Raw genomic sequence first — 18,548 nt, forward strand, 5'->3', positions numbered from 1 at the left:
ACCGGGTGTCCGAAACGTCCACGACCCGCGCCCGCCGCGGCGCCTACGGTCGTCGCATGACACCGCAGCTGGACATGATCGGGCTGGTCGCGAGCGACCTGCCCCGCACCCTCGCCTTCTACCGCGCCCTCGGGCTCGACCTGCCGGCCGCGGCCGACGCCGAGCCGCACGTGGAGGTCACCCTGCCCGGCGGGCTCCGGCTCGCCTGGGACACCGTGGACGTGGTCCGGTCGTTCGACCCGGGCTGGGCGCCGCCGTCGGGCGGTCACCGGGCGGCGCTGGCCTTCCGGTGCGCGGACGCCGCCGAGGTGGACGCCACGTACGCGCGCATGGTCGATGCCGGGTTCACCGGGCACCTCGCGCCGTGGGACGCGGTCTGGGGTCAGCGGTACGCGGTGCTGCACGACCCGGACGGCACGGCGGTCGACCTGTTCGCCGACGCGGCCTGACCCGGGCGCGCCCTCGGGCCCGGCCCGGGCGCGCGGCCCACGGTCTCCGGCGCGGCCCACGCCGATCGGCGGGGGCGGGGCCGGAGACCGTGGGTCAGGCGGAGGCCGCGGCCCCGGCGCGCCCGGCCGCGAGCGCCGCGGGCGACCGGCCCGTCAGCGCGCGCACCTCGCGGGACAGGTGCGGCTGGTCCGCGTAGCCCGCCCGCTGCGCGATCTCCGCCAGCGGGACGCCCGCGTCCAGCAGCGGCAGCACCCGCTGCAGCCGCAGCACGCGTCCGAGCGTCCGCGGTCCGTAGCCGAACGCCGCGAGTGACCGGCGGTGCAGGGTGCGCGGGGTGACGCCGAGCCGGTCGGCGATGTCGGCGGCCGACGAGGCGCGGGCGGCCAGCCCGGTGACCACCGCGGCCTCCCGCGGCCGGCCACCGCGCTCCGCCAGCAGCGCCGCCACCCGGTGCTCGAGGGCCGCGGAACCGCCCTCCGCCACCGCGTCCGCCCACGGTCGCGCCGCCCGGGCGCCCCACACGTCCGCGAGCTCCGGGCGCGCGTCGCGCAGGGCGTCCGCCGGGACCCCGAGCAGGACGGGTGCCGCGCCGGGCGGCAGCCGGATCCCGAGCGCAGCGGCGCCCGCGGGCATCGGGTCGGACGGGTGCGCCCGGGTGTCCGGGCCGGCGACGAGCAGCCGCCCGGCGGACCAGACGAGGTCCATGCAGCCGTCGGGGAGCACGTCCTGGGCGGGGTCCTGGGTGGACTCCCCCGGTGGGGTCGACACCGCGGGTGCGCCCGACCCGCCCGCGCCGCTCGCCGTCACCGACCACAGCACCGCCCCCGGGACTCGGGTCGACGGGCGCTCGGCGTACACCCCCGCAGCATCCCACCCGGGAACGACGTGGGCCCCCGCCCACCGGATCTCTCCGGCGGTCGGGGGCCCGCGTCGTGCGGGGCTCAGGTCACTTCTTGACGGTGACCTTCACCGGCGCGCTGGTGCTCCCGGCGACCACGTCGGGCCGCGAGGGCACGAACACCGCGGTGTACTCGTGGGCGCCCACCGAGGCGGTGCGCGGCACGGAGCCGAGCGCGAGGCCGAGCACCACCGGCGAGCGGCCGATCACGCGGTCGCCCTCCCGGAACTCGACCGTGCCGGACGGGAACCAGGTGCCCTCGACCCGGACCTGCGAGACCAGCAGCGTCGGCAGCCAGGTCCCGTAGGACTGGCTGCTGCGGCTCGCCGACAGCGTGACCGAGGACTCCTTGAGCTGCGGCTCCGGCTCCTGCGCGGCCGCCACCGTGACGGGCAGCGTCACGACGGTGCCGCTCGGGGCGGCGACCAGGGTGAGCACGTGCTCGCCGGCCGTCGTCCCCGCCGGGACCGTCACCGCGACCTGCGCCGCGCCGTCGGTCACCGTCGCCGAGCCGATCGAGGCGCCGTCGAGCTGCACGTCGAGCGCCGTGTTCAGCGGCGAGCCCAGGCTGGTCAGGTTGAGGCCCGTGACCGGGAAGGCCAGCTCGGTGCCCGCGGTGACCTCGTCGGGCAGCGCCGGCACGCCGACCGCCCGCTCGTCGAACTCGGGCGACAGGCCCGGGTGCGCCTCGAGGTAGGCGATCCACGCGTCCCGGTCGATCAGACCCGAGTCGGTGGTGCCGGAGCCCTCGGCGAACACCCGGAAGTTGTCGCCGCCCTGGGCCAGGAAGGAGAACGTCCCGATGCGGTACTCCGCCGCCGGGTCGATCGCCTCGCCGTCGACCGTCACCGAGGTGATCCGGCTCCCCAGGGGCTGCGACTCGTCGTAGGTGTACGTGACGTTGTCCGACAGGCCGAGCTGCAGGTACGGGCGGCTCGGGATCGTGCCGTCCGCGTTGGTCTGCCACTGCTGCTCGAGCATCGTGACGACCTGCTCGCCCGTCAGCGTCGTGGTCCAGAGGTTGTTCACGAACGGCAGGACCGCGTTGGCCTCGGCGTAGGTGATGGTGCCGTCGGGCGCGTACAGCAGCTCCGCCCGCAGGCCGCCGGGGTTCACGACGCCGATCTGCGCGCCGCCCCGCTCGTCGGAGGACAGCGTCTCCAGCAGCGAGTCGGCGACCAGGTTGCCCAGCGTCGACTCCTTGGACCGGTCGTCGCGGGTGCCGCCCGTGTAGACCCCGTTCGCGTACGAGCCGCCCGCGTAGGCGGTCGTGATGTCCGCGGTCACCGAGCCCTTGGGCTGGTTGCCGACCACAGCCGCCTCGGCCAGCGCGGCGTCGACGATCGTCTTGACCTCGGCGACGCGCGGGTACTGCGCCACCAGGGCCGCGTCGAGCTGGGCCTGGGTCTGGCCCGCCGCCGGCGCGACGCGCTTGACGTTCTCACCGGTGAGCGCGGAGACCGCGTCGGAGGCCGGGTCGTACGTCAGCGTGACCTTGCCGATGTTCTCGCCGTACGAGCCGGTCTGGACGATCGGGCGGGTCCACTCGCCGGAGGCCTCGGGCTCAGCGGGCCCGTACCAGGCGTACTGCTTGTGGGTGTGGCCCGTGAAGATGACATCCACGTCGCCCGAGGTCAGCGTGGCGATGTCCGAGAAGGCGCCGCCCGCGGCGATCTCCTCCTCCAGCGTCGCGCCGTCCGGCGTCCCCGCGCCGGCGCCCTCGTGGTACTCGGCCACGATCACGTCGGCCTCGCCGTTGGTGTCGTCGCCGTCGGACAGCTGCGCGGCGACGCGGTTGACCGCCTCGACCGGGTCGCCGAAGTCCAGGTCGGCGATCCCGCCCGGCGTGACGAGGGTCGGCGTCTCCTGGGTGACGACGCCGATGACGCCGACCCGCACGCCCTCCACGTCGATGACCGTGTACTCGTCGAGCGCCGGGTTCTCGGTGCCCTTGTCGTACACGTTCGCGCCGAGGTACGGCCACGCGGCGTTGGAGCTGTCGGCGATCACGCGGTCGACCAGGTCGGCGTAGCCGCGGTCGAACTCGTGGTTGCCGACCGCGGATGCCGCCAGGTCGAGCGCGTCGAGCACGTCGATCGTCGGCTGGTCCTCGGCCACCGCGGAGGCGAACAGGGACGCGCCGATGTTGTCGCCGGCGGACAGGAAGACCGCCGCGCCGCCGTCGGCCTCGGCCGCCGCGCGCTGCTGCTCGACGGTCCCGGCGAAGGCGACGGTGTTGGCGTCGATCCGGCCGTGGAAGTCGTTGATGTTGAGCAGCGTGAGGTCGACCGGCCCGTCCGGGGTCGTGCCGGTGTCGCCGGCGGTCAGGCCGACCAGCACCGGGTCGTGGTCCGAGGACCGGTACGCGTCCGGCGCGTAGAACAGGCTGCCGTGCGCGTTGTAGCGGCTGTACTCCAGCGCCACCGACTCGCCCGCGTTGATGTTCCAGACGTCGGCGCCGGTCGCCCGGCCCAGGGCCGCGTCGTTCAGCAGGACGTGGTCCAGCGAGCCGGACAGGCCCTGGTAGGAGTAGGAGTACTCTCCCGCGTCGAGCGCCGTCGTCGCGTCGGTGTAGCCCGCGGCGTACAGCACCTGCAGCGGGTCCTCCTGGGTGTAGGAGTTGAAGTCGCCGAGCAGCGCGACCGCCTCGGCGTCGCCCTGCACCGTCGGCACCCAGTCGCGCAGCGCCTCGGCCTGGCGGACCCGGGACTCGTTGGACGCGCCCTGGCCGTCGCCGGTGTCGGCGTCGCCCGGCCACGGGCCGGCGGAGCCCTTCGACTTGAGGTGGTTCACGACGACGAACAGCTGCTCGCCGCCCTCGGTCGGCACGAAGGCCTGGCCGATCGGCTCGCGCGCGTTGCCGAACGCCTGGTCGTCGCCGGACTGCGTGCCGAGCGCGCGGGCGTCGCCCACGGTCTCGACGGCGGCCGGGCGGTAGATCAGCGCGTTGGTGATCGAGTCCTGCCCGGACGCGTCCGGCAGCTCCTTCGAGGACGGGACGAACGCCCAGGTGCCCTCGCCCGCGGCCGCGTTGAGCGCGGCGGTCAGCGTGGACAGCGCCTCGTCGGCGACGCCGTCGACGGCCGCGGAGTTCTCGATCTCCATGAGGCCGACGACGTCCGCGTCGAGCGCGTTGATCGCGGCGACGATCTTGTCCTGCTGGCGCTGCAGGTCGGCCGGGTTCCACGCCCCGCGCTGCGCGCAGCCCTCGCGGACGGTCACCGGGGTGCCCGCGCGGTCGGTGTACGGCACGCAGGACGCGGTGTCCGCGCCGAGGGTGGTGAAGTAGTTGAGCACGTTGAACGACGCGACGGTCACGTCGGCCTCGCCGACGCCCTCGGGCGCCGCGGTGCGGTCGTTCTCGAACGTGGCCGGGTAGCCGCCCGGGTTCGCCGTGTCGAGCGGCAGGGTCGGGCTGAGCTTCCACGCGCTGTTCCGGTAGTCGACGACCACCGGGTCGGTGAACGTGGCCGCCGCGCCGACGCGCACCGGGTTCGCCAGCGACACGTACGGCGGGGTCAGGCCGGAGTTCGCGGCCGACAGGAAGTTGGTGCTGGCACCGTCGTCGAGCACGACCCCGCGGGCGGCGTTGTCCGCGACGGCCGCGTCGTACTCCGGGGTGCCCGGGCGCGCGACCTCGGTCGGCTGGATCAGCGGCGTCGTCCCGGACGCCAGGCCGACCTCGCCGTACTGGTTGGTCGAGTAGGTGTTGGTCACCGTCAGGTCGCCCGACGGCAGGTAGAGCATCGACTCGAGGGTCTCGCGGGCGGCGTCGTCGGCCGGCCAGGCGGCCGTCACCGGCTCGACCGGGGCCGGCGCGTCGCCGAGCTGGACCAGGCCGGCGGCGCTGCCGACCGTGATCTCCGTCAGGCCCTGGTACTCCGACACGGCGCCCGTGACCTGGACGTGGTCGCCGATCGCGACCGAGCCCGCCGTGGCGCCCGAGAACACGAAGACCGCGTCCGAGGCGGTGCGGGCCGAGACGTCGGTGTCCCCGCCCGTGCCCGGCGTCTGGATGACGTAGCCGCGGTAGCCGCCGGTCGCGTAGACCGCGGTCACGACGCCGGACGTCGTGACCGTCTGGCCCGCGAGCGGCGACGTGTCGCCCGGGCCCTGGACCTCCGCGATGGTGTGGGTGTCCTCCCGCAGCCGCGGGGACCGCGGTCAGGGGTACCCCGACCATCGCCCCCACGGCGGCGAGGCTCGCCGCCCACCTGGTGCGTGTGCGTACAGCGCTCACCGATGTTCTCCGATCCCCCGGGGCGCTTCCGGCGCCCTCGTCAGCAGGCCGCATCACAGTCGTCACACAGCCGTCTGACAACGTATGGGCGGTATGTCCGGATACACAAGCACGTCGGGGGGGACACGAAGGTTGCGATCGGGTGAACGCCCGATCACCGGGACTGCTCCGGACGGGGCGGAAGCGCGCGGTCGGCGGCGCGGGCGGCGCGGGCGGCGAGGCGGCGGGGTCGGGCGGCGGGGTCGGGCGGCGAGGTCGGGCGGCGGGGTTGGGCGGGCTTGCGGCCGGTGAGGTCGTCACGAGCGCGCGAGGTCGTCACTCGTTTCCGCCGACCTCACGCGGATGTGACGACCTCACCGGACGGAGCCAAACCGGGGACGTCAGCGCGCCGGGACGGCGACGGCCCCGCGCCACGCCCTCGGAGGGGCGCGGCACGGGGCCGTCAGCGGTGCGGGCTACGCGCGGAGGGTGGCGCCGAAGCGGCGCTCGGCCTCCGCGACGACCGCGGCGCGCACGGCCGCGGTCTCGTCCGCCGTGAGCGTGCGGTCCGCCGCGCGCAGGCGCAGGGCGAACGCGAGCGACCGCTGGCCCTCGCCCACCTGCTCGCCCGTGTACACGTCGAACAGCCGGGCGCTCTCCAGCACGTCGCCCGCCGCGCTGGCCGCGGCACCGGTGCGGACCGCGTCGAGCACGTCGGCCACCGGCACGTCGGCCGGGACCACCAGGGCCACGTCCTCCTTGGCGACCGGGAACGTCGACACCTCGTGGGCGACGACCTCCTCGCGCGGGGCGGCGGCGAGCAGCACGTCGAGGTCGACCTCGAACGCGCTCGCCCGCGCCGGCAGCCCGAGGGCCGCGACCACGTTCGGGTGCAGCTCGCCGGCGTGGCCGACCAGGGCGCCGTCCGCGGTGGTGAACCGCGCGCAGCGCCCCGGGTGCCACGGCGCCCGCTCGGCGTCCGCCGCGACCGCGAGCTCGACGCCCAGGGTCTCGGCGAGCAGCCGCACGGCGTCGATCGCGTCGGTGTGGTCGGCGGCGCGGCCGGGCCCCCACCAGCCCGCGGGCTCCCGCAGGCCGGTGAGCACGCCGGCGACGTGCCGCGGCTGGTGCGGCACCGCCGCGCGGACGGCGTCGAGCACGTCGTCCGACGGCCGCTGCGCGATCGGCGGCACCGGGGCCGACGCCGCGCCCGGGCGGGGCAGCGTGACCGCGCCGACCTCGAACACCGCGAGGTCGGTCGTCCCGCGGGCCACGTTCCGGCGTGCCGTGTCGAGGAGCGTCACCAGCAGCGACGCGCGCATCGACGGTCGCTCCTCCGACAGCGGGTTCGCCAGCCGGACCATCGTGCGCCGCTCGTCGTCGGCGGGCAGCGCGAGCGCGTCGAGCTGCGCCGTCCCGACGAACGGGTACGACAGCGTCTCGACCCAGCCCGCGTCCGCGAGCACCTGCGCCACCCGGCGCCGGCGCCGCTGCGCGACGGTCAGCCCGAGGCCCACCGGCGAGCGCGGGACGACCGACGGGATCGCGTCGTAGCCGTGCAGCCGCGCGACCTCCTCGACCAGGTCGACGGGCTCGGTCAGGTCCGGGCGCCACGTCGGCACGGTCACGGAGACGACCGCGTCGGCGCCCGCCCCGACGACCTCGCCGACGGTGCAGCCGATCTCCCGCAGGTAGCGCGAGACGGCGGCGACGTCGAGGTCCAGGCCGATGAGCCGCGCCGGCAGCCCGACGGGCAGGTTCAGCACCGGCGGCGGGGTGGTGAGGTCGACGTCGGTCAGCACCGGGTCGGCCGTGCCGCCGCCGTGCTCGACCAGCAGCTCGACCACGCGGGCCGCGGCCACGCGGGGCAGCTGCGGGTCGACGCCGCGCTCGAACCGCTTGCTCGCCTCGCTCGGCAGCTTGTGCCGCCGGGCGGTGCGGGCGATCGAGACCGGGTCGAAGTGCGCGGCCTCGATCAGCAGGTCCGTGGTCGACTCGGACACCTCGGTCTCCGCGCCGCCCATGACGCCCGCGAGCCCGAGCACGCGGCCGGCGTCGGGGCCGTCGGTGATGAGCAGGTCCTCGGGGTCGAGGGCCCGGTCCGCGCCGTCGAGCGTCGTGAGCCGCTCCCCCGCCCGGGCGCGCCGGACGACGATCGGGCCGTCCAGCGTCGCCAGGTCGTAGGCGTGCAGCGGCTGCCCGAGGTCGAGCATCACGTAGTTCGTGACGTCGACGGCGAGCGAGATCGGCCGCATGCCGGCCTGGGTCAGGCGCTGCTGCATCCAGGTCGGCGACGGCTTGCTGGCCGCGACGCCCCGGACGACGCGCGCGACGAACCGGTCCGCGCCGGCGACGCCGTGGATCGGCGCCTCGTCGCGGAGCTCGACGCCGAAGCCGCCCGTGGTGGCCAGGCCCTCGTCCGCGCCGGCGCGGGGCAGGCCGCGGTCGGTGAACGCCGCCCCGGTCGAGTGCGCGTACTCGCGGGCGACGCCGCGCATCGCGAAGCAGTACCCGCGGTCCGGCGTCACGTTGATCTCCAGGACCTCCTCGCCGAGCCCCAGCAGGGCGCGGGCGTCGGTCCCGGGGGCGGCCTCGATGCCCATCTCCGACAGCACGATGATGCCGTCGTGGTCGTCGCCGAGGCCGAGCTCCCGGGACGAGCAGATCATGCCGTCCGACACGTGGCCGTAGGTCTTGCGGCTGGCGATCGCGAACGGGCCGGGCAGCACGGTCCCGGGCAGCGCGACGACGACGTGGTCGCCCACGTCGAAGTTGTGCGCCCCGCACACGATGCCGCGCGGGGTGCGCGTGCCGTCCTCGGCCGTGCCGTTGTGGTCGCCCACGTCGACCTGGCACCAGTTGATGGTCTTGCCGTTCTTCTGCGGCTCGGGCACCCGCTCGACGACGCGGCCGACCACGAGCGGGCCGGACACGGCGGCCGGGTGCACGGCCTCCTCCTCGAGCCCGACGCGGACCAGGTCCGCCGCCAGCTGCTCGGCCGACAGGCCCTCGGGGAGCTCGACGTGCTCGGCGAGCCACGTCAGGGGGATGCGAGGCATCAGATCACCGCCCGGAACTGGGTGGAGAAGCGGACGTCGCCCTCCACCATGTCGTGCATGTCCGCGATCTCGTGACGCAGCATGAGCGTGCGCTCGATGCCCATCCCGAACGCGAAGCCGGAGTACACCTCGGGGTCGACGCCCGCCGCGCGCAGCACGTTGGGGTTGACCATCCCGCACCCGCCCCACTCGATCCAGCCGGGCCCGCCCTTCTTCTGCGGGAACCACAGGTCCATCTCGGCGGAGGGCTCGGTGAACGGGAAGAACGACGGCCGCAGGCGGGTGCGGGCGTCCGGGCCGAACATCGCCTTGGCGAAGTGGTCCAGCGTGCCCTTGAGGTGCGCCATCGTCAGGCCCTTGTCGACCGCGATGCCCTCGACCTGGTGGAACACCGGGGTGTGCGTCGCGTCGAGCTCGTCGGTGCGGAACACCCGGCCCGGGCACGCGACGTACAGCGGCACGCCCCGCTCCAGCAGGCTGCGGGCCTGCACCGGCGAGGTGTGCGTGCGCAGCACCAGGTGCGGGTCCGGCTCACCCTCGGGCGCCGCGACGTAGAACGTGTCCTGCATCTGGCGCGCGGGGTGGTCCGGGCCGAAGTTCAGGGCGTCGAAGTTGAACCACTCGGCCTCGACCTCGGGGCCCTCCGCGATCTCCCAGCCCATCGCGACGAACACGTCGGCGATGCGCTCCTGGAGCAGCTCCAGCGGGTGCCGGGCTCCGCGCGGGGTGCGGTCGGACGGGAGCGTGACGTCGACGGCCTCCTCGACGAGGACGCGCGCGTCGCGCTCCGCGGCGAGCACCTCCTCGCGGGCCGCGATCGCGGCGTTCAGCCGGCCGCGGGCCTGGCCGAGCGCCTTGCCGGCGACGGCCTTGTCCGCCGGGGCCAGGCCGCCGATCGCGCGGTTCGCAAGCGCCAGCGGGCTGCGCTCGCCGGTGTGCGCGAGCCGCGCGGACTTGAGGGCGTCGAGGTCGCCGGCCGCCGCGACGGCCGCCAGGGCGTCGTCGAGGGCGCGGCCGACGGCGTCGGCGTCCAGGGGGTTCAGGGGTGTGTCGGGCGTGGTCATCCGAGCCTTCTCTGCGGGTGGAGCGGCGGGTCGGCGTGCGTCAGGCGCGCGGGGCGCGCGCGACGGGCCGGCCGACGGGCGAGTCTAGTGGCGCCCGCTCCGGGGCCTCGGGACCGTCCGCGCCGTGGCGCCGGACGGGACCTGGTGCCGCGCCTCTCAGCGCCGCGGCCCGGGAACGGGCCCGGGAAATCGGCGGCCGAGGCTGCGGGCGGAGGTCATGCCCGCCATCGTGCCACAGGGGCCGGGGCGCTGCGGGGCGGTTTCCGGGGCGCTGGGACGCCGGCGGGGCGGGGCGCTCGGGGGCGCGGCGCTCGGGGGCGCGCGGCGGTCGCGGCTCAGGACGCCGGGCGCGCGGTCCCGCCCAGGGGCCAGGCGCCGAGCGGCCGGTACAGCGGCCCGCCGGCGCGGCCCTCCCCGGGGAGCGACTCCGCCAGGACCAGCTCCGTCACCGGCCACCGCGGCCCGCGGTAGACGGCGAGCGCGTGCACCAGGAGGTCGCCCGGGTCCGGGGCCCGCGACGCGCGGTCCCGGCGCCGGGTCCCGCCGCGCGGCGGGGCCACCCGGCCGAGCGTGACGTGCGGGCGGGACCGGACGCGGTCGTCCTGGCGCGCGCCGACCGCGTCGCCCGCCTCCCGGCAGCCGGCGACCAGGCCCTGCACCGCCGCAACGTCCCCGCCCACGCCGGCCCAGAGGGTGCGGTGCGCGAACACGCCGGCGCCGGTGAGCTCCAGGTCGAACGGCAGCCCGTCCGCCGCCACCCCGGCGAGGTGCTCCGCGAGCAGCTCCGCGCGCCCCTCGCCGACCTCGCCGTAGAACGCCAGCGTCACGTGCCAGTTCTCGGCGGGCGTCCAGCGCACGCCGTCGGGCGACCGGCCAGGGGCGGTCTCCGCGTCGACGCCGACGGCGGTGACGAGCGAGGCGGCCAGGTGCCGGCGCACCTCGGGGGTGGGCCAGAGGGCGGCGAAGACGCGCATCGGTCCAGCATGCCGTGCGGCGGGGCCGGGTGGGTGGGCGGGTAGGTGGGCCGATCGGCCGGGTGGAAGGTCTGGCCGGACACGCCGGGGGTGTCTCCGGCCAGACCTTCCGCTCCCGGGTGCACGTGGCGCGCGCGGCACACGCGGCGCCCGGTCAGCGGTGGGCGCGGGACGAGGCGTAGAGGCAGACCGCCGCGGCGGTGCCGAGGTTGAGGGACTCGGCGCGCCCGCGCAGCGGCACCCGCACGACGGCGTCCGCGCGGTCGCGGTCCGCCGGCGGCAGGCCCCAGGCCTCGTTGCCGAACAGCCACGCCGTCGCGGCGCGCAGGTCGGCGGGACCGGCGTCGTCGGCCCCGGGGGACGGCTCGGCCGCGGCGCCCGCCACCGCGGCGGCGTCCTGCAGGTCGTCCAGGTCGAGGTCGCCCGTGCCGTCCGCCGCCAGCACCGCGAGACCCGCCGCCCGCAGCGCGTCGACCGCGTCCGCGACCGACACCCCCGACACGACCGGCAGGTGGAACAGCGAGCCGGCCGTCGAGCGCACGACCTTCGGGTTCGTCGTCTCGACGCTGTCCCCCGCCACGACGACCGCGTCCGCGCCCGCCGCGTCCGCGACCCGGATGACCGTGCCCGCGTTCCCGGGGTCGCGCACCTGCGCCAGCACCGCCACCAGCCGGGGCCGCGCGGCGAGCACGGCGGCGAGCGCGTCGGCACCCAGCGGCCCGACGGGCACCCCGTCCCGCGCGGCGGCACGGGCGGCCTCGGGCAGGTCGGCGACGGCGAGGACGCCCTGCGCGTCCGGCGACATCGCGTCGAGCACGGCCGCGTCCCCGAGGTGCACGTGCAGGCCGACAGCCTCCGCGTCGGCGACGATCTCGGCGTACCGGTCCGCGGCCTCCGCGGTGAGGTACACGTCCCGGACGGTGCGCGGCGCCCAGCGCACCACCTCGCGCACGGCCTGGGGGCCCTCGACGGCGTACCGCCCGGCGCGGCGACGCCCGGACCGGGTGCCGAGCGCCCGCACGGCCTTGACGCGGTCGGCGTGCGGGTTGGTCATCGGGGGGCGTGCGGCGGCGGGGCCGTCGGGTGCGGTGCGGGACACGGCTCCATCCTCCCGCACGCGGCGGCGTGGCCGCGGCGCGCCCGAGCGGGCGCCGGCGCGCCGGTGACGGCAGCGCTGGGCGCGGGCCCCTGCGCGGCGACCTCACGCGCACCGAGCGGCGACCTCACGCGCACCGAGCGGCGACCTCACGCGCACCGAGCGGCGACCTCACGCGCACCGAGCGAGCAGTGGACACGTCGAGCGAGCAGTCGCCGACTGCTCGCTCGACGTGTCGGCTGCCCGCTGGGTGCAGGACGGGTCGGCCCGGCCGCCGCCGCGCCCGCCGCCGGGCCCCCGGACGCGCAGGACCCCCGGGGCCTGTCGGCTCCCGGGGGTCCTGAGGAGTGCGTGCGCGCGGTCAGGCCGCGCGCGTCGCGGTGACGACGAGCGTCAGGCGGCGGCCTTCGGCGCGTTCACGTCGGCCGGCAGCGCGTCCTTGGCGACCTGCACCAGGGCGTTGAACGCCGCGACGTCGGTGACGGCCAGGTCGGCCAGCACGCGACGGTCGACCTCGACCCCAGCGGCCTTGAGGCCCTGGATGAGGCGGTTGTAGGTCAGGCCCTGCTCGCGCGCAGCCGCGTTGATCCGCTGGATCCACAGCTTGCGGAAGTCGCCCTTGCGCGCCTTGCGGTCGCGGTAGGCGTAGACCAGGGAGTGGGTGACCTGCTCCTTGGCCTTGCGGTACAGGCGCGACCGCTGACCGCGGTAGCCGGAGGCCCGCTCGAGGGTCGCCCGGCGCTTCTTCTGGGCGTTGACCGCCCGCTTCACGCGTGCCACGTGATGCTCCTTGCTTCGTTATCGGGTCGGCTGCGGACCGCGGCGCTCGCGCGCCGACGGGTCACTTGCCGAGCAGCTTCTTGATCTTGGGGGCGTCGGCCGCGGAGACGACCTGGTCCGAGGCGAGGCGACGCGTGCGACGGCTCGACTTGTGCTCGAACAGGTGACGCGCGTTGGCCTGCTCGCGCATGACCTTGCCGCTCCCGGTGATCCGGAAGCGCTTCTTCGCACCGGAGTGCGTCTTGTTCTTCGGCATGGCTGCCGTCTCTCCTTGTCGTCGCATCGCGCCGGGGCGCGACTCGTCCGTCCGGTCCCGGTGGGGTCCGAGCGTGTCGGTGCAGGTCAGGCGTTCCCGGTGCCGCCGGACGACTGGCCGCGGGGGGCCGGTCGCGCCGACGGGCGCGGGGTCGGTGCCGGGCGCGGGGTGGGCCGCGCGGCCGGCGCCGCCGTCGACCCGGCCGAGGAGCCGGGGGTCGGGCGGGGGGTCGAGGTCGGCCGCGAGGCCGGCTTCGGGGCGGTGGCGGGCTTCGGCGCGGCGGCCGGCCGGGGAGCGGCCGACGGACGCGGGGCCGACGCCGGCTTCGGCGCGGTCTGCGGACGCGGCGCGGCGGCCGGAGCCGGAGCAGCGGCGGGAGCCGGAGCAGCCGCCGGGGCGGGCTCGGCGGCCGGAGCCGGGGCAGCGGCCGGAGCCGGGGCGGCAGCGGGCGCGGCGGCGGCCGGCGCGGCCGTCTCCACGGCAGCGTCCGTCTCCGTCTCCTCGACCTCGGGGGCCTCGGGAAGCGGCTCGCGCTGGGCACGGGCCCGGCGCTGCTCGTTCTTCTGCTCGGCCTTCTTCTTGGTCGGGCCGAGCACCATGATCATGTTGCGGCCGTCCTGCTTCGGCATGCTCTCGATGAAGCCGAGCTCCTCGACGTCCGCAGCGAGGCGCTGCAGCAGGCGCACACCCATCTCCGGGCGCGACTGCTCGCGACCGCGGAACATGATCATGACCTTGACCTTGTCGCCGGCCGACAGGAACCGCTCGACGTGGCCCTTCTTGGTGCCGTAGTCGTGCGGGTCGATCTTGAGCCGGAAGCGGATCTCCTTGAGAACCGTGTTGCTCTGGTTCCGCCGGGCCTCGCGGGCCTTCATGTCTGCTTCGTACTTGAACTTGCCGTAGTCCATGATCTTGCAGACGGGCGGGCGGGCGTCCGGCGCGACCTCCACGAGGTCGAGGTCGGCGTCCTGGGCCAGGCGCAGCGCGTCCTCCACGCGGACGATGCCGACCTGCTCGCCGTTCGGGCCGACCAGGCGGACCTCGGCGACGCGGATCCGATCGTTGATGCGGGGCTCGCTGATGTGGTGCTCCTCGAAGTCGAAGTGGGTGACCTCCAGGAACGAGGAAGGCCCTCGCACCTGAGCACAGGTGGAGGGCCGACACGATCCACGGCACCCGTCGGGACGGTGCGCCGTCGGGCCACGTCCCCCGCGAGGGGATCGTGACCTGGACCGGGAACCTGGACCCTGCTGCCGGCGGACCGGGCGGTCGGGACTCAGGTGGGAGTGGCCTCCACTTGTGCACCCGGGCCGCCGGACGCCCCCGCGGTGAAGCGGTGACACACGTCGACCCAGGCCAGTCGTGAATGACTCTACCAGAACACCAGGCCACCCCTGCCTGTTCCCCGCGTCACCCCGGCGACCCACCCCGACGTGACATTCCGTCAGATCCCTGCTTGAACAGTTCCAGAAAACGTGTCAGGGTGGCGCCATGCCCGTCGACCAGCACGCACCCGCCGCACCCGGCGTCGCGTCGACCGCCGGTCACCCGCACGAAGCGGGCCGCACCGCCGACCACGCGACCGACCCGGCCGAGCTGCTCCGCGCCCGCGGCCTGCGTGTGACGGCTCCCCGGCTCGCCGTGCTCGGTGCCGTCGCCGACCTGCCGCACGCGGACGCGGAGGCCGTGCTCCGGCGCGCCCGGGAGGCGCTCCCGACGGTCTCCGTGCAGGCGGTCTACGACGTCCTGCACGCGCTGACCGACGTGGGCATCCTGCGGCGCATCGAGCCGGCCGGGCACCCGGCCCGGTACGAGCGCCGGGTGGGCGACAACCACCACCACGTGGTGTGCCGCTCGTGCGGCGCGGTCGACGACGTCGACTGCGTCATCGGCGAGGCGCCCTGCCTCGTCCCCAGCTCGACGTCCGGCTTCACCGTCGAGACGGCCGAGGTCACCTTCTGGGGCCTGTGCCCCGACTGCCGCAGCCGCGCGACCGACTGACCGCAGCCCCGCCGGCGAGCCGCCGCCCCGGCCCGACCTCCTCGCACCACCGACCACCCCACGACTCCCGGTCGGGCGACCCCGCCCGACCGGCCCCCGGCACGCCCTCGACCGGCCTGCCGACGACCCGGAAGGACACCCCCGTGACCCAGGTCCACCCGACGACCACCAACTCCGGCGCCCCCGTGGCGTCCGACGCGCACTCGCAGTCCGTCGGCGCCGACGGCCCGATCGTCCTGCACGACCACTACCTGGTCGAGAAGCTGGCGCAGTTCAACCGCGAGCGGGTCCCGGAGCGCGTGGTGCACGCCAAGGGCGGCGGCGCCTTCGGCACGTTCACCACCACGGGCGACGTCAGCCGGTACACCCGCGCGGCGCTGTTCCAGCCGGGCGTCGAGACCGAGATGCTGGCGCGGTTCTCCTCCGTCGCCGGCGAGCACGGCTCCCCCGACACCTGGCGCGACCCCCGCGGCTTCGCGCTGAAGTTCTACACGTCCGAGGGCAACTACGACCTCGTCGGCAACAACACCCCGGTGTTCTTCCTGCGCGACGGGATCAAGTTCCCCGACTTCATCCGCTCGCAGAAGCGCCTGCCCGGCTCGAACCTGCGCGACAACGACATGCAGTGGGACTTCTGGTCGCTGTCCCCCGAGTCGGCGCACCAGGTCACCTGGCTGATGGGCGACCGCGGCCTGCCGCGCTCCTGGCGGACGATGGACGGCTTCGGCTCGCACACCTACCAGTGGATCAACGCGGCCGGCGAGCGGTTCTGGGTCAAGTACCACTTCACGTCCCAGCAGGGCATCGACAACCTGACCGCCGACGAGGCCGCGCAGCTCGCCGGCTCGGACGCCGACCACCACATCCGCGACCTGTTCGAGCACATCGCCGAGGGCGAGTTCCCGCGCTGGACCCTGTCGGTGCAGGTCATGCCGTACGAGGACGCCAAGGCCTACCGGTTCAACCCGTTCGACCTCACGAAGGTCTGGCCGCACGCGGACTACCCGCTGATCGAGGTCGGCGTGATGGAGCTCAACCGCAACCCGGAGAACTACTTCGCGCAGATCGAGCAGGCGACGTTCGCGCCGAGCAACTTCGTCCCGGGCATCGCGACCAGCCCCGACAAGATGCTGCTCGCGCGGATCTTCTCCTACGCGGACGCCCACCGGTACCGCGTCGGCACCAACCACGCGCAGCTCCCGGTGAACGCGCCGAAGTCCGAGGTGCACTCGTACTCGAAGGACGGCGCGGCGCGCTACCACTTCGACGCGCCCGAGGTCCCGGTCTACGCGCCGAACTCGGTCGGCGGCCCGGCGGCCGACCCGGCCCGCGCCGCGGAGTCGGCCGGCTGGGAGGCGGACGGCGAGCTCGTGCGCAGCGCCGCGACCCTGCACCCCGAGGACGACGACTGGGGCCAGGCCGGCACGCTGTACCGCGAGGTGTTCGACGACGCCGCGCGCGCCCGGTTCCTGGAGACCATCACCGGCCACGTCGGCGCGGTGAAGAGCGACGTCATCCGCGCCCGCGCGATCCAGTACTGGACGAACGTCGACGCCGGCCTCGGCGCCGCGCTGGCCGCCGCGCTCCAGGGCACGGCGCCGGTCGAGAACGGCGAGCCCGCCACCGCGAGCACGCCCGTCGCCTGACCCCCCGCGGGGCGGCCGGTCCCCCAGCCGGCCGCCCCGCAGCACCCCACGACGGGCGCGGCCGGCACTCGCTCCGGCCGCGCCCGTCGTCGTCCCGGCGGTCGTCCCGACGGTCGACCCGGCGGTCGACCCGGCGGACGACCCGCACGATGAGAGGATCGGCGCCATGAGCGAGACCCCGGACCCCACGACCGCCACCCGCGACATCGCCGACGTGGCGGCGGTCGAGGTCATCACCACCGCCGCCGTGCACCTGATGAGCGCCGCCGCCGTCAAGTGCGGCCTGTCCCCCGACACCGACGAGCACGCCGGCCGCGACTACCTGGACCTCGACGAGGCCCGGAAGCTGATCACCGCGCTCGCCGCGCTGGTGACGGCCTCGGCGCCGGACATCGGCAACCAGCACGCCCGCTCGCTGCGCGACGGGCTCCGGTCGCTCCAGCTGGCGTTCCGCGAGGCCAGCCCGTTCCCGGACGCCCCGGGCGAGGGCCCGGGCGAGAAGTTCACGGGCTACGTGTCCTGACGCCCCCGCGCCGACCCGCCGGGTCTCCGGTCCGCGCCTGTCGCCCGCCCTCGCGGGACAGGCACGAGACGGAGGCTCGGCGTCGTCGTTCGTGGCGGGTCAGCGCGGCGTCGGCTCCGGGGCCGGGTCGACCGGCGACGGGCGCACCGGCACGTCGTCGGCGCCTCCGGGCGCGGGCGTCGGGACGACCCGCTCCGCGGGTGACGACGCCGTGGGTTCGGTCCGCGACGCCGGCTCGGACGCCGGTGCCGGCTCGGGCGACGGCGCCGAGACGACCCCCGCGGGCGCCCCGCCGAGCCCGGCCGCGACGGCCGCCCGCCGACCCGCGTTCCGCCGGCGCACGACCGTCAGCACGGCCAGCCCGAGCACCGACAGCAGCAGCCCCACCCCGCCCGCGGCCGCGAACCCGCCGCCCGGGCCCGTCGAGTCGATCACCGCGCCGACGACCGGGGCGCCCAGCGCCGCGCCGACGGTGTTCGCGGTGCCGCTCCAGCCCATGATCTCGCCGCGCCGGTGCTCCGGGACCATCCGGACCAGCGACGCGTTGATCGCCGACAGGCTCGCCGCGCACGGCAGGCCCGCCACGACGACGGCGAGCGCGAGCTGCCACTGCGTCTGCGCGAACGCGGCGGGCACGGTGGCGGCGCCGAGCAGCGCGACGAGGGCGAGCGGGTGCAGCTCCCGCTTCTGCGCGCCGTAGACCAGGCCGCCGACGACGGAGCCGACGCACCACAGCGCGATCATCCAGCCGACGGCGGTCTCCCGCTCCCAGCCCTCGAGCGCGGCGACGATGCCGACGTCCGTCCCGTTGAGGATGAGCGCGGCGGCGGACGCCGCGGCCAGGACCACGAGCAGGCCGGGCGTCAGCAGCCGCGGCCGGCGACCCCCGTCCGCGACCGCGTCGGGCACCGTGCCCTCGGGCGACCGGGTCGGCGGGTCGAACCACATGAGCAGCAGGCCGGCCGCGACCGTCGCGACCCCGACGAGGGTGAGCGCGGCGGTCGTCGACACCTGGGTCGCCACGAGCACGCCGAGCGTCGGCGCGAGCATGAAGGTCATCTCGGTGCCCACGGAGTCGAGGGCGTAGGCCGTGCGCTGCTGCTCCGGCGGCACGAGCACGGCCAGCGACTGGCGCACGACGGAGAACACCGGCACCAGGAACACGCCCGCGACCACGGCGGCGACGAGCAGCGCCTCGTAGCCCAGCCGCGGCGCGACCAGCCACACAGCCGACTCCACGACCACCGACGGCAGCAGCGCCCGGCGCAGGCCCAGCCGGTCGACCCGGCGGCCGCGCCACGGCGAGCCGATCGCCACGCCCACGGTCATCGCGGCGGCCACCAGCCCGGCCCGCGCGTAGCCGAGGCCGAGGGGGCCGACGACGTGCAGCGTGAGCACCACGCCGGTCATCGCGTGCGGGATGCGCGCCACGAACGAGACGAGGACCAGGGGCAGGACACCGGGCAGCCGCAGCAGGCGGCCGTAGGGGGCGAGGGACACGCTCAGGATTGTCGCCCGCCGCCCGCCTGTCGGACGACAGGATTCGGCCGTCCGGGCGCGCGCGACGGCGTGACGTCCACCA

At 75.8% G+C, this 18,548-nt stretch carries 14 protein-coding genes; 4 read left to right on the forward strand and 10 right to left on the reverse strand.

All coding sequences use genetic code 11. The features are described from left to right. Positions 1-56 precede the first annotated feature (56 nt). Entirely contained in the window at positions 57-449 is a 393-nt protein-coding gene (locus tag FKM96_RS01530) for a VOC family protein (RefSeq protein WP_147793754.1), read from the forward strand. A 94-nt stretch (positions 450-543) separates the two neighbouring features. Here the strand turns inward: FKM96_RS01530 and FKM96_RS01535 are convergent, their stop codons facing one another. The 9 genes from FKM96_RS01535 to infC form a co-directional block, all read right to left on the reverse strand. Next, on the reverse strand, positions 544-1,308 hold the full coding sequence (locus tag FKM96_RS01535; RefSeq protein WP_147793755.1) for a helix-turn-helix transcriptional regulator: 765 nt from the start codon (positions 1,306-1,308) through the stop codon (positions 544-546). 88 nt (positions 1,309-1,396) lie between these two features. Further along, a complete protein-coding gene (locus FKM96_RS01540) occupies positions 1,397-5,407 on the reverse strand; it encodes an ExeM/NucH family extracellular endonuclease (RefSeq protein ID WP_246855129.1) in 4,011 nt (1,336 codons plus the stop codon). 636 nt (positions 5,408-6,043) lie between these two features. Further along, a complete protein-coding gene (gene pheT, locus FKM96_RS01545) occupies positions 6,044-8,626 on the reverse strand; it encodes a phenylalanine--tRNA ligase subunit beta (RefSeq protein WP_147793757.1) in 2,583 nt (860 codons plus the stop codon). Further along, complete coding sequence (pheS, locus tag FKM96_RS01550; RefSeq protein ID WP_147793758.1) at positions 8,626-9,690, reverse strand: phenylalanine--tRNA ligase subunit alpha; 1,065 nt, start codon at positions 9,688-9,690, stop codon at positions 8,626-8,628. Before pheS ends, pheT begins: the two co-directional genes overlap by 1 nt. A 335-nt stretch (positions 9,691-10,025) precedes the next feature. Next, positions 10,026-10,664: an RNA 2',3'-cyclic phosphodiesterase gene (gene thpR, locus FKM96_RS01555; protein WP_147793759.1), complete on the reverse strand. Its 639-nt coding sequence runs from the start codon at positions 10,662-10,664 to the stop codon at positions 10,026-10,028. 154 nt (positions 10,665-10,818) lie between these two features. After that, complete coding sequence (locus FKM96_RS01560) at positions 10,819-11,718, reverse strand: RNA methyltransferase (protein ID WP_147796846.1); 900 nt, start codon at positions 11,716-11,718, stop codon at positions 10,819-10,821. A gap of 435 nt (positions 11,719-12,153) precedes the next feature. Then, positions 12,154-12,540, reverse strand: coding sequence for a 50S ribosomal protein L20 (gene rplT, locus FKM96_RS01565; RefSeq protein WP_147793760.1), 387 nt, complete (start codon positions 12,538-12,540; stop codon positions 12,154-12,156). A gap of 61 nt (positions 12,541-12,601) precedes the next feature. Beyond that, on the reverse strand, positions 12,602-12,796 hold the full coding sequence (rpmI, locus tag FKM96_RS01570) for a 50S ribosomal protein L35 (protein WP_147793761.1): 195 nt from the start codon (positions 12,794-12,796) through the stop codon (positions 12,602-12,604). Positions 12,797-12,882: 86 nt separating this feature from the next. Next, entirely contained in the window at positions 12,883-13,935 is a 1,053-nt protein-coding gene (gene infC / locus FKM96_RS01575; protein ID WP_246855130.1) for a translation initiation factor IF-3, read from the reverse strand. A 352-nt stretch (positions 13,936-14,287) separates the two neighbouring features. On the opposite strand from infC, the gene FKM96_RS01580 reads away from it, so the two are divergent. The 3 genes from FKM96_RS01580 to FKM96_RS01590 all read left to right on the forward strand — a co-directional run bounded on the left by FKM96_RS01580 (position 14,288) and on the right by FKM96_RS01590 (position 16,966). Beyond that, the gene (locus FKM96_RS01580; RefSeq protein ID WP_147793762.1) at positions 14,288-14,797 is read left to right on the forward strand and encodes a Fur family transcriptional regulator; all 510 of its coding nucleotides are present in this window, start codon (positions 14,288-14,290) and stop codon (positions 14,795-14,797) included. A gap of 143 nt (positions 14,798-14,940) precedes the next feature. Then, positions 14,941-16,443: a catalase gene (locus FKM96_RS01585; protein WP_147793763.1), complete on the forward strand. Its 1,503-nt coding sequence runs from the start codon at positions 14,941-14,943 to the stop codon at positions 16,441-16,443. Positions 16,444-16,609: 166 nt separating this feature from the next. After that, positions 16,610-16,966: a DUF1844 domain-containing protein gene (locus tag FKM96_RS01590; protein WP_147793764.1), complete on the forward strand. Its 357-nt coding sequence runs from the start codon at positions 16,610-16,612 to the stop codon at positions 16,964-16,966. A 99-nt stretch (positions 16,967-17,065) separates the two neighbouring features. Here the strand turns inward: FKM96_RS01590 and FKM96_RS01595 are convergent, their stop codons facing one another. Next, a complete protein-coding gene (locus FKM96_RS01595) occupies positions 17,066-18,466 on the reverse strand; it encodes an MFS transporter (RefSeq protein ID WP_246855131.1) in 1,401 nt (466 codons plus the stop codon). Between the last annotated feature and the right edge of the window lie 82 nt (positions 18,467-18,548).

It is taken from the genome of Cellulomonas sp. Y8 (genome assembly GCF_008033115.1).
Lineage (GTDB): Bacteria > Actinomycetota > Actinomycetes > Actinomycetales > Cellulomonadaceae > Cellulomonas.

What these genes read in the sequence shown, in the direction of transcription:
- FKM96_RS01530 (WP_147793754.1), top strand. Translation starts at nt 57, where the DNA reads ATGACACCGCAGCTGGACATGATCGGGCTGGTCGCGAGCGACCTGCCC.
- pheT (WP_147793757.1), bottom strand. Translation starts at nt 8,626, where the DNA reads ATGCCTCGCATCCCCCTGACGTGGCTCGCCGAGCACGTCGAGCTCCCC.
- pheS (WP_147793758.1), bottom strand. Translation starts at nt 9,690, where the DNA reads ATGACCACGCCCGACACACCCCTGAACCCCCTGGACGCCGACGCCGTC.
- thpR (WP_147793759.1), bottom strand. Translation starts at nt 10,664, where the DNA reads ATGCGCGTCTTCGCCGCCCTCTGGCCCACCCCCGAGGTGCGCCGGCAC.
- FKM96_RS01560 (WP_147796846.1), bottom strand. Translation starts at nt 11,718, where the DNA reads ATGACCAACCCGCACGCCGACCGCGTCAAGGCCGTGCGGGCGCTCGGC.
- rpmI (WP_147793761.1), bottom strand. Translation starts at nt 12,796, where the DNA reads ATGCCGAAGAACAAGACGCACTCCGGTGCGAAGAAGCGCTTCCGGATC.
- FKM96_RS01580 (WP_147793762.1), top strand. Translation starts at nt 14,288, where the DNA reads ATGCCCGTCGACCAGCACGCACCCGCCGCACCCGGCGTCGCGTCGACC.
- FKM96_RS01590 (WP_147793764.1), top strand. Translation starts at nt 16,610, where the DNA reads ATGAGCGAGACCCCGGACCCCACGACCGCCACCCGCGACATCGCCGAC.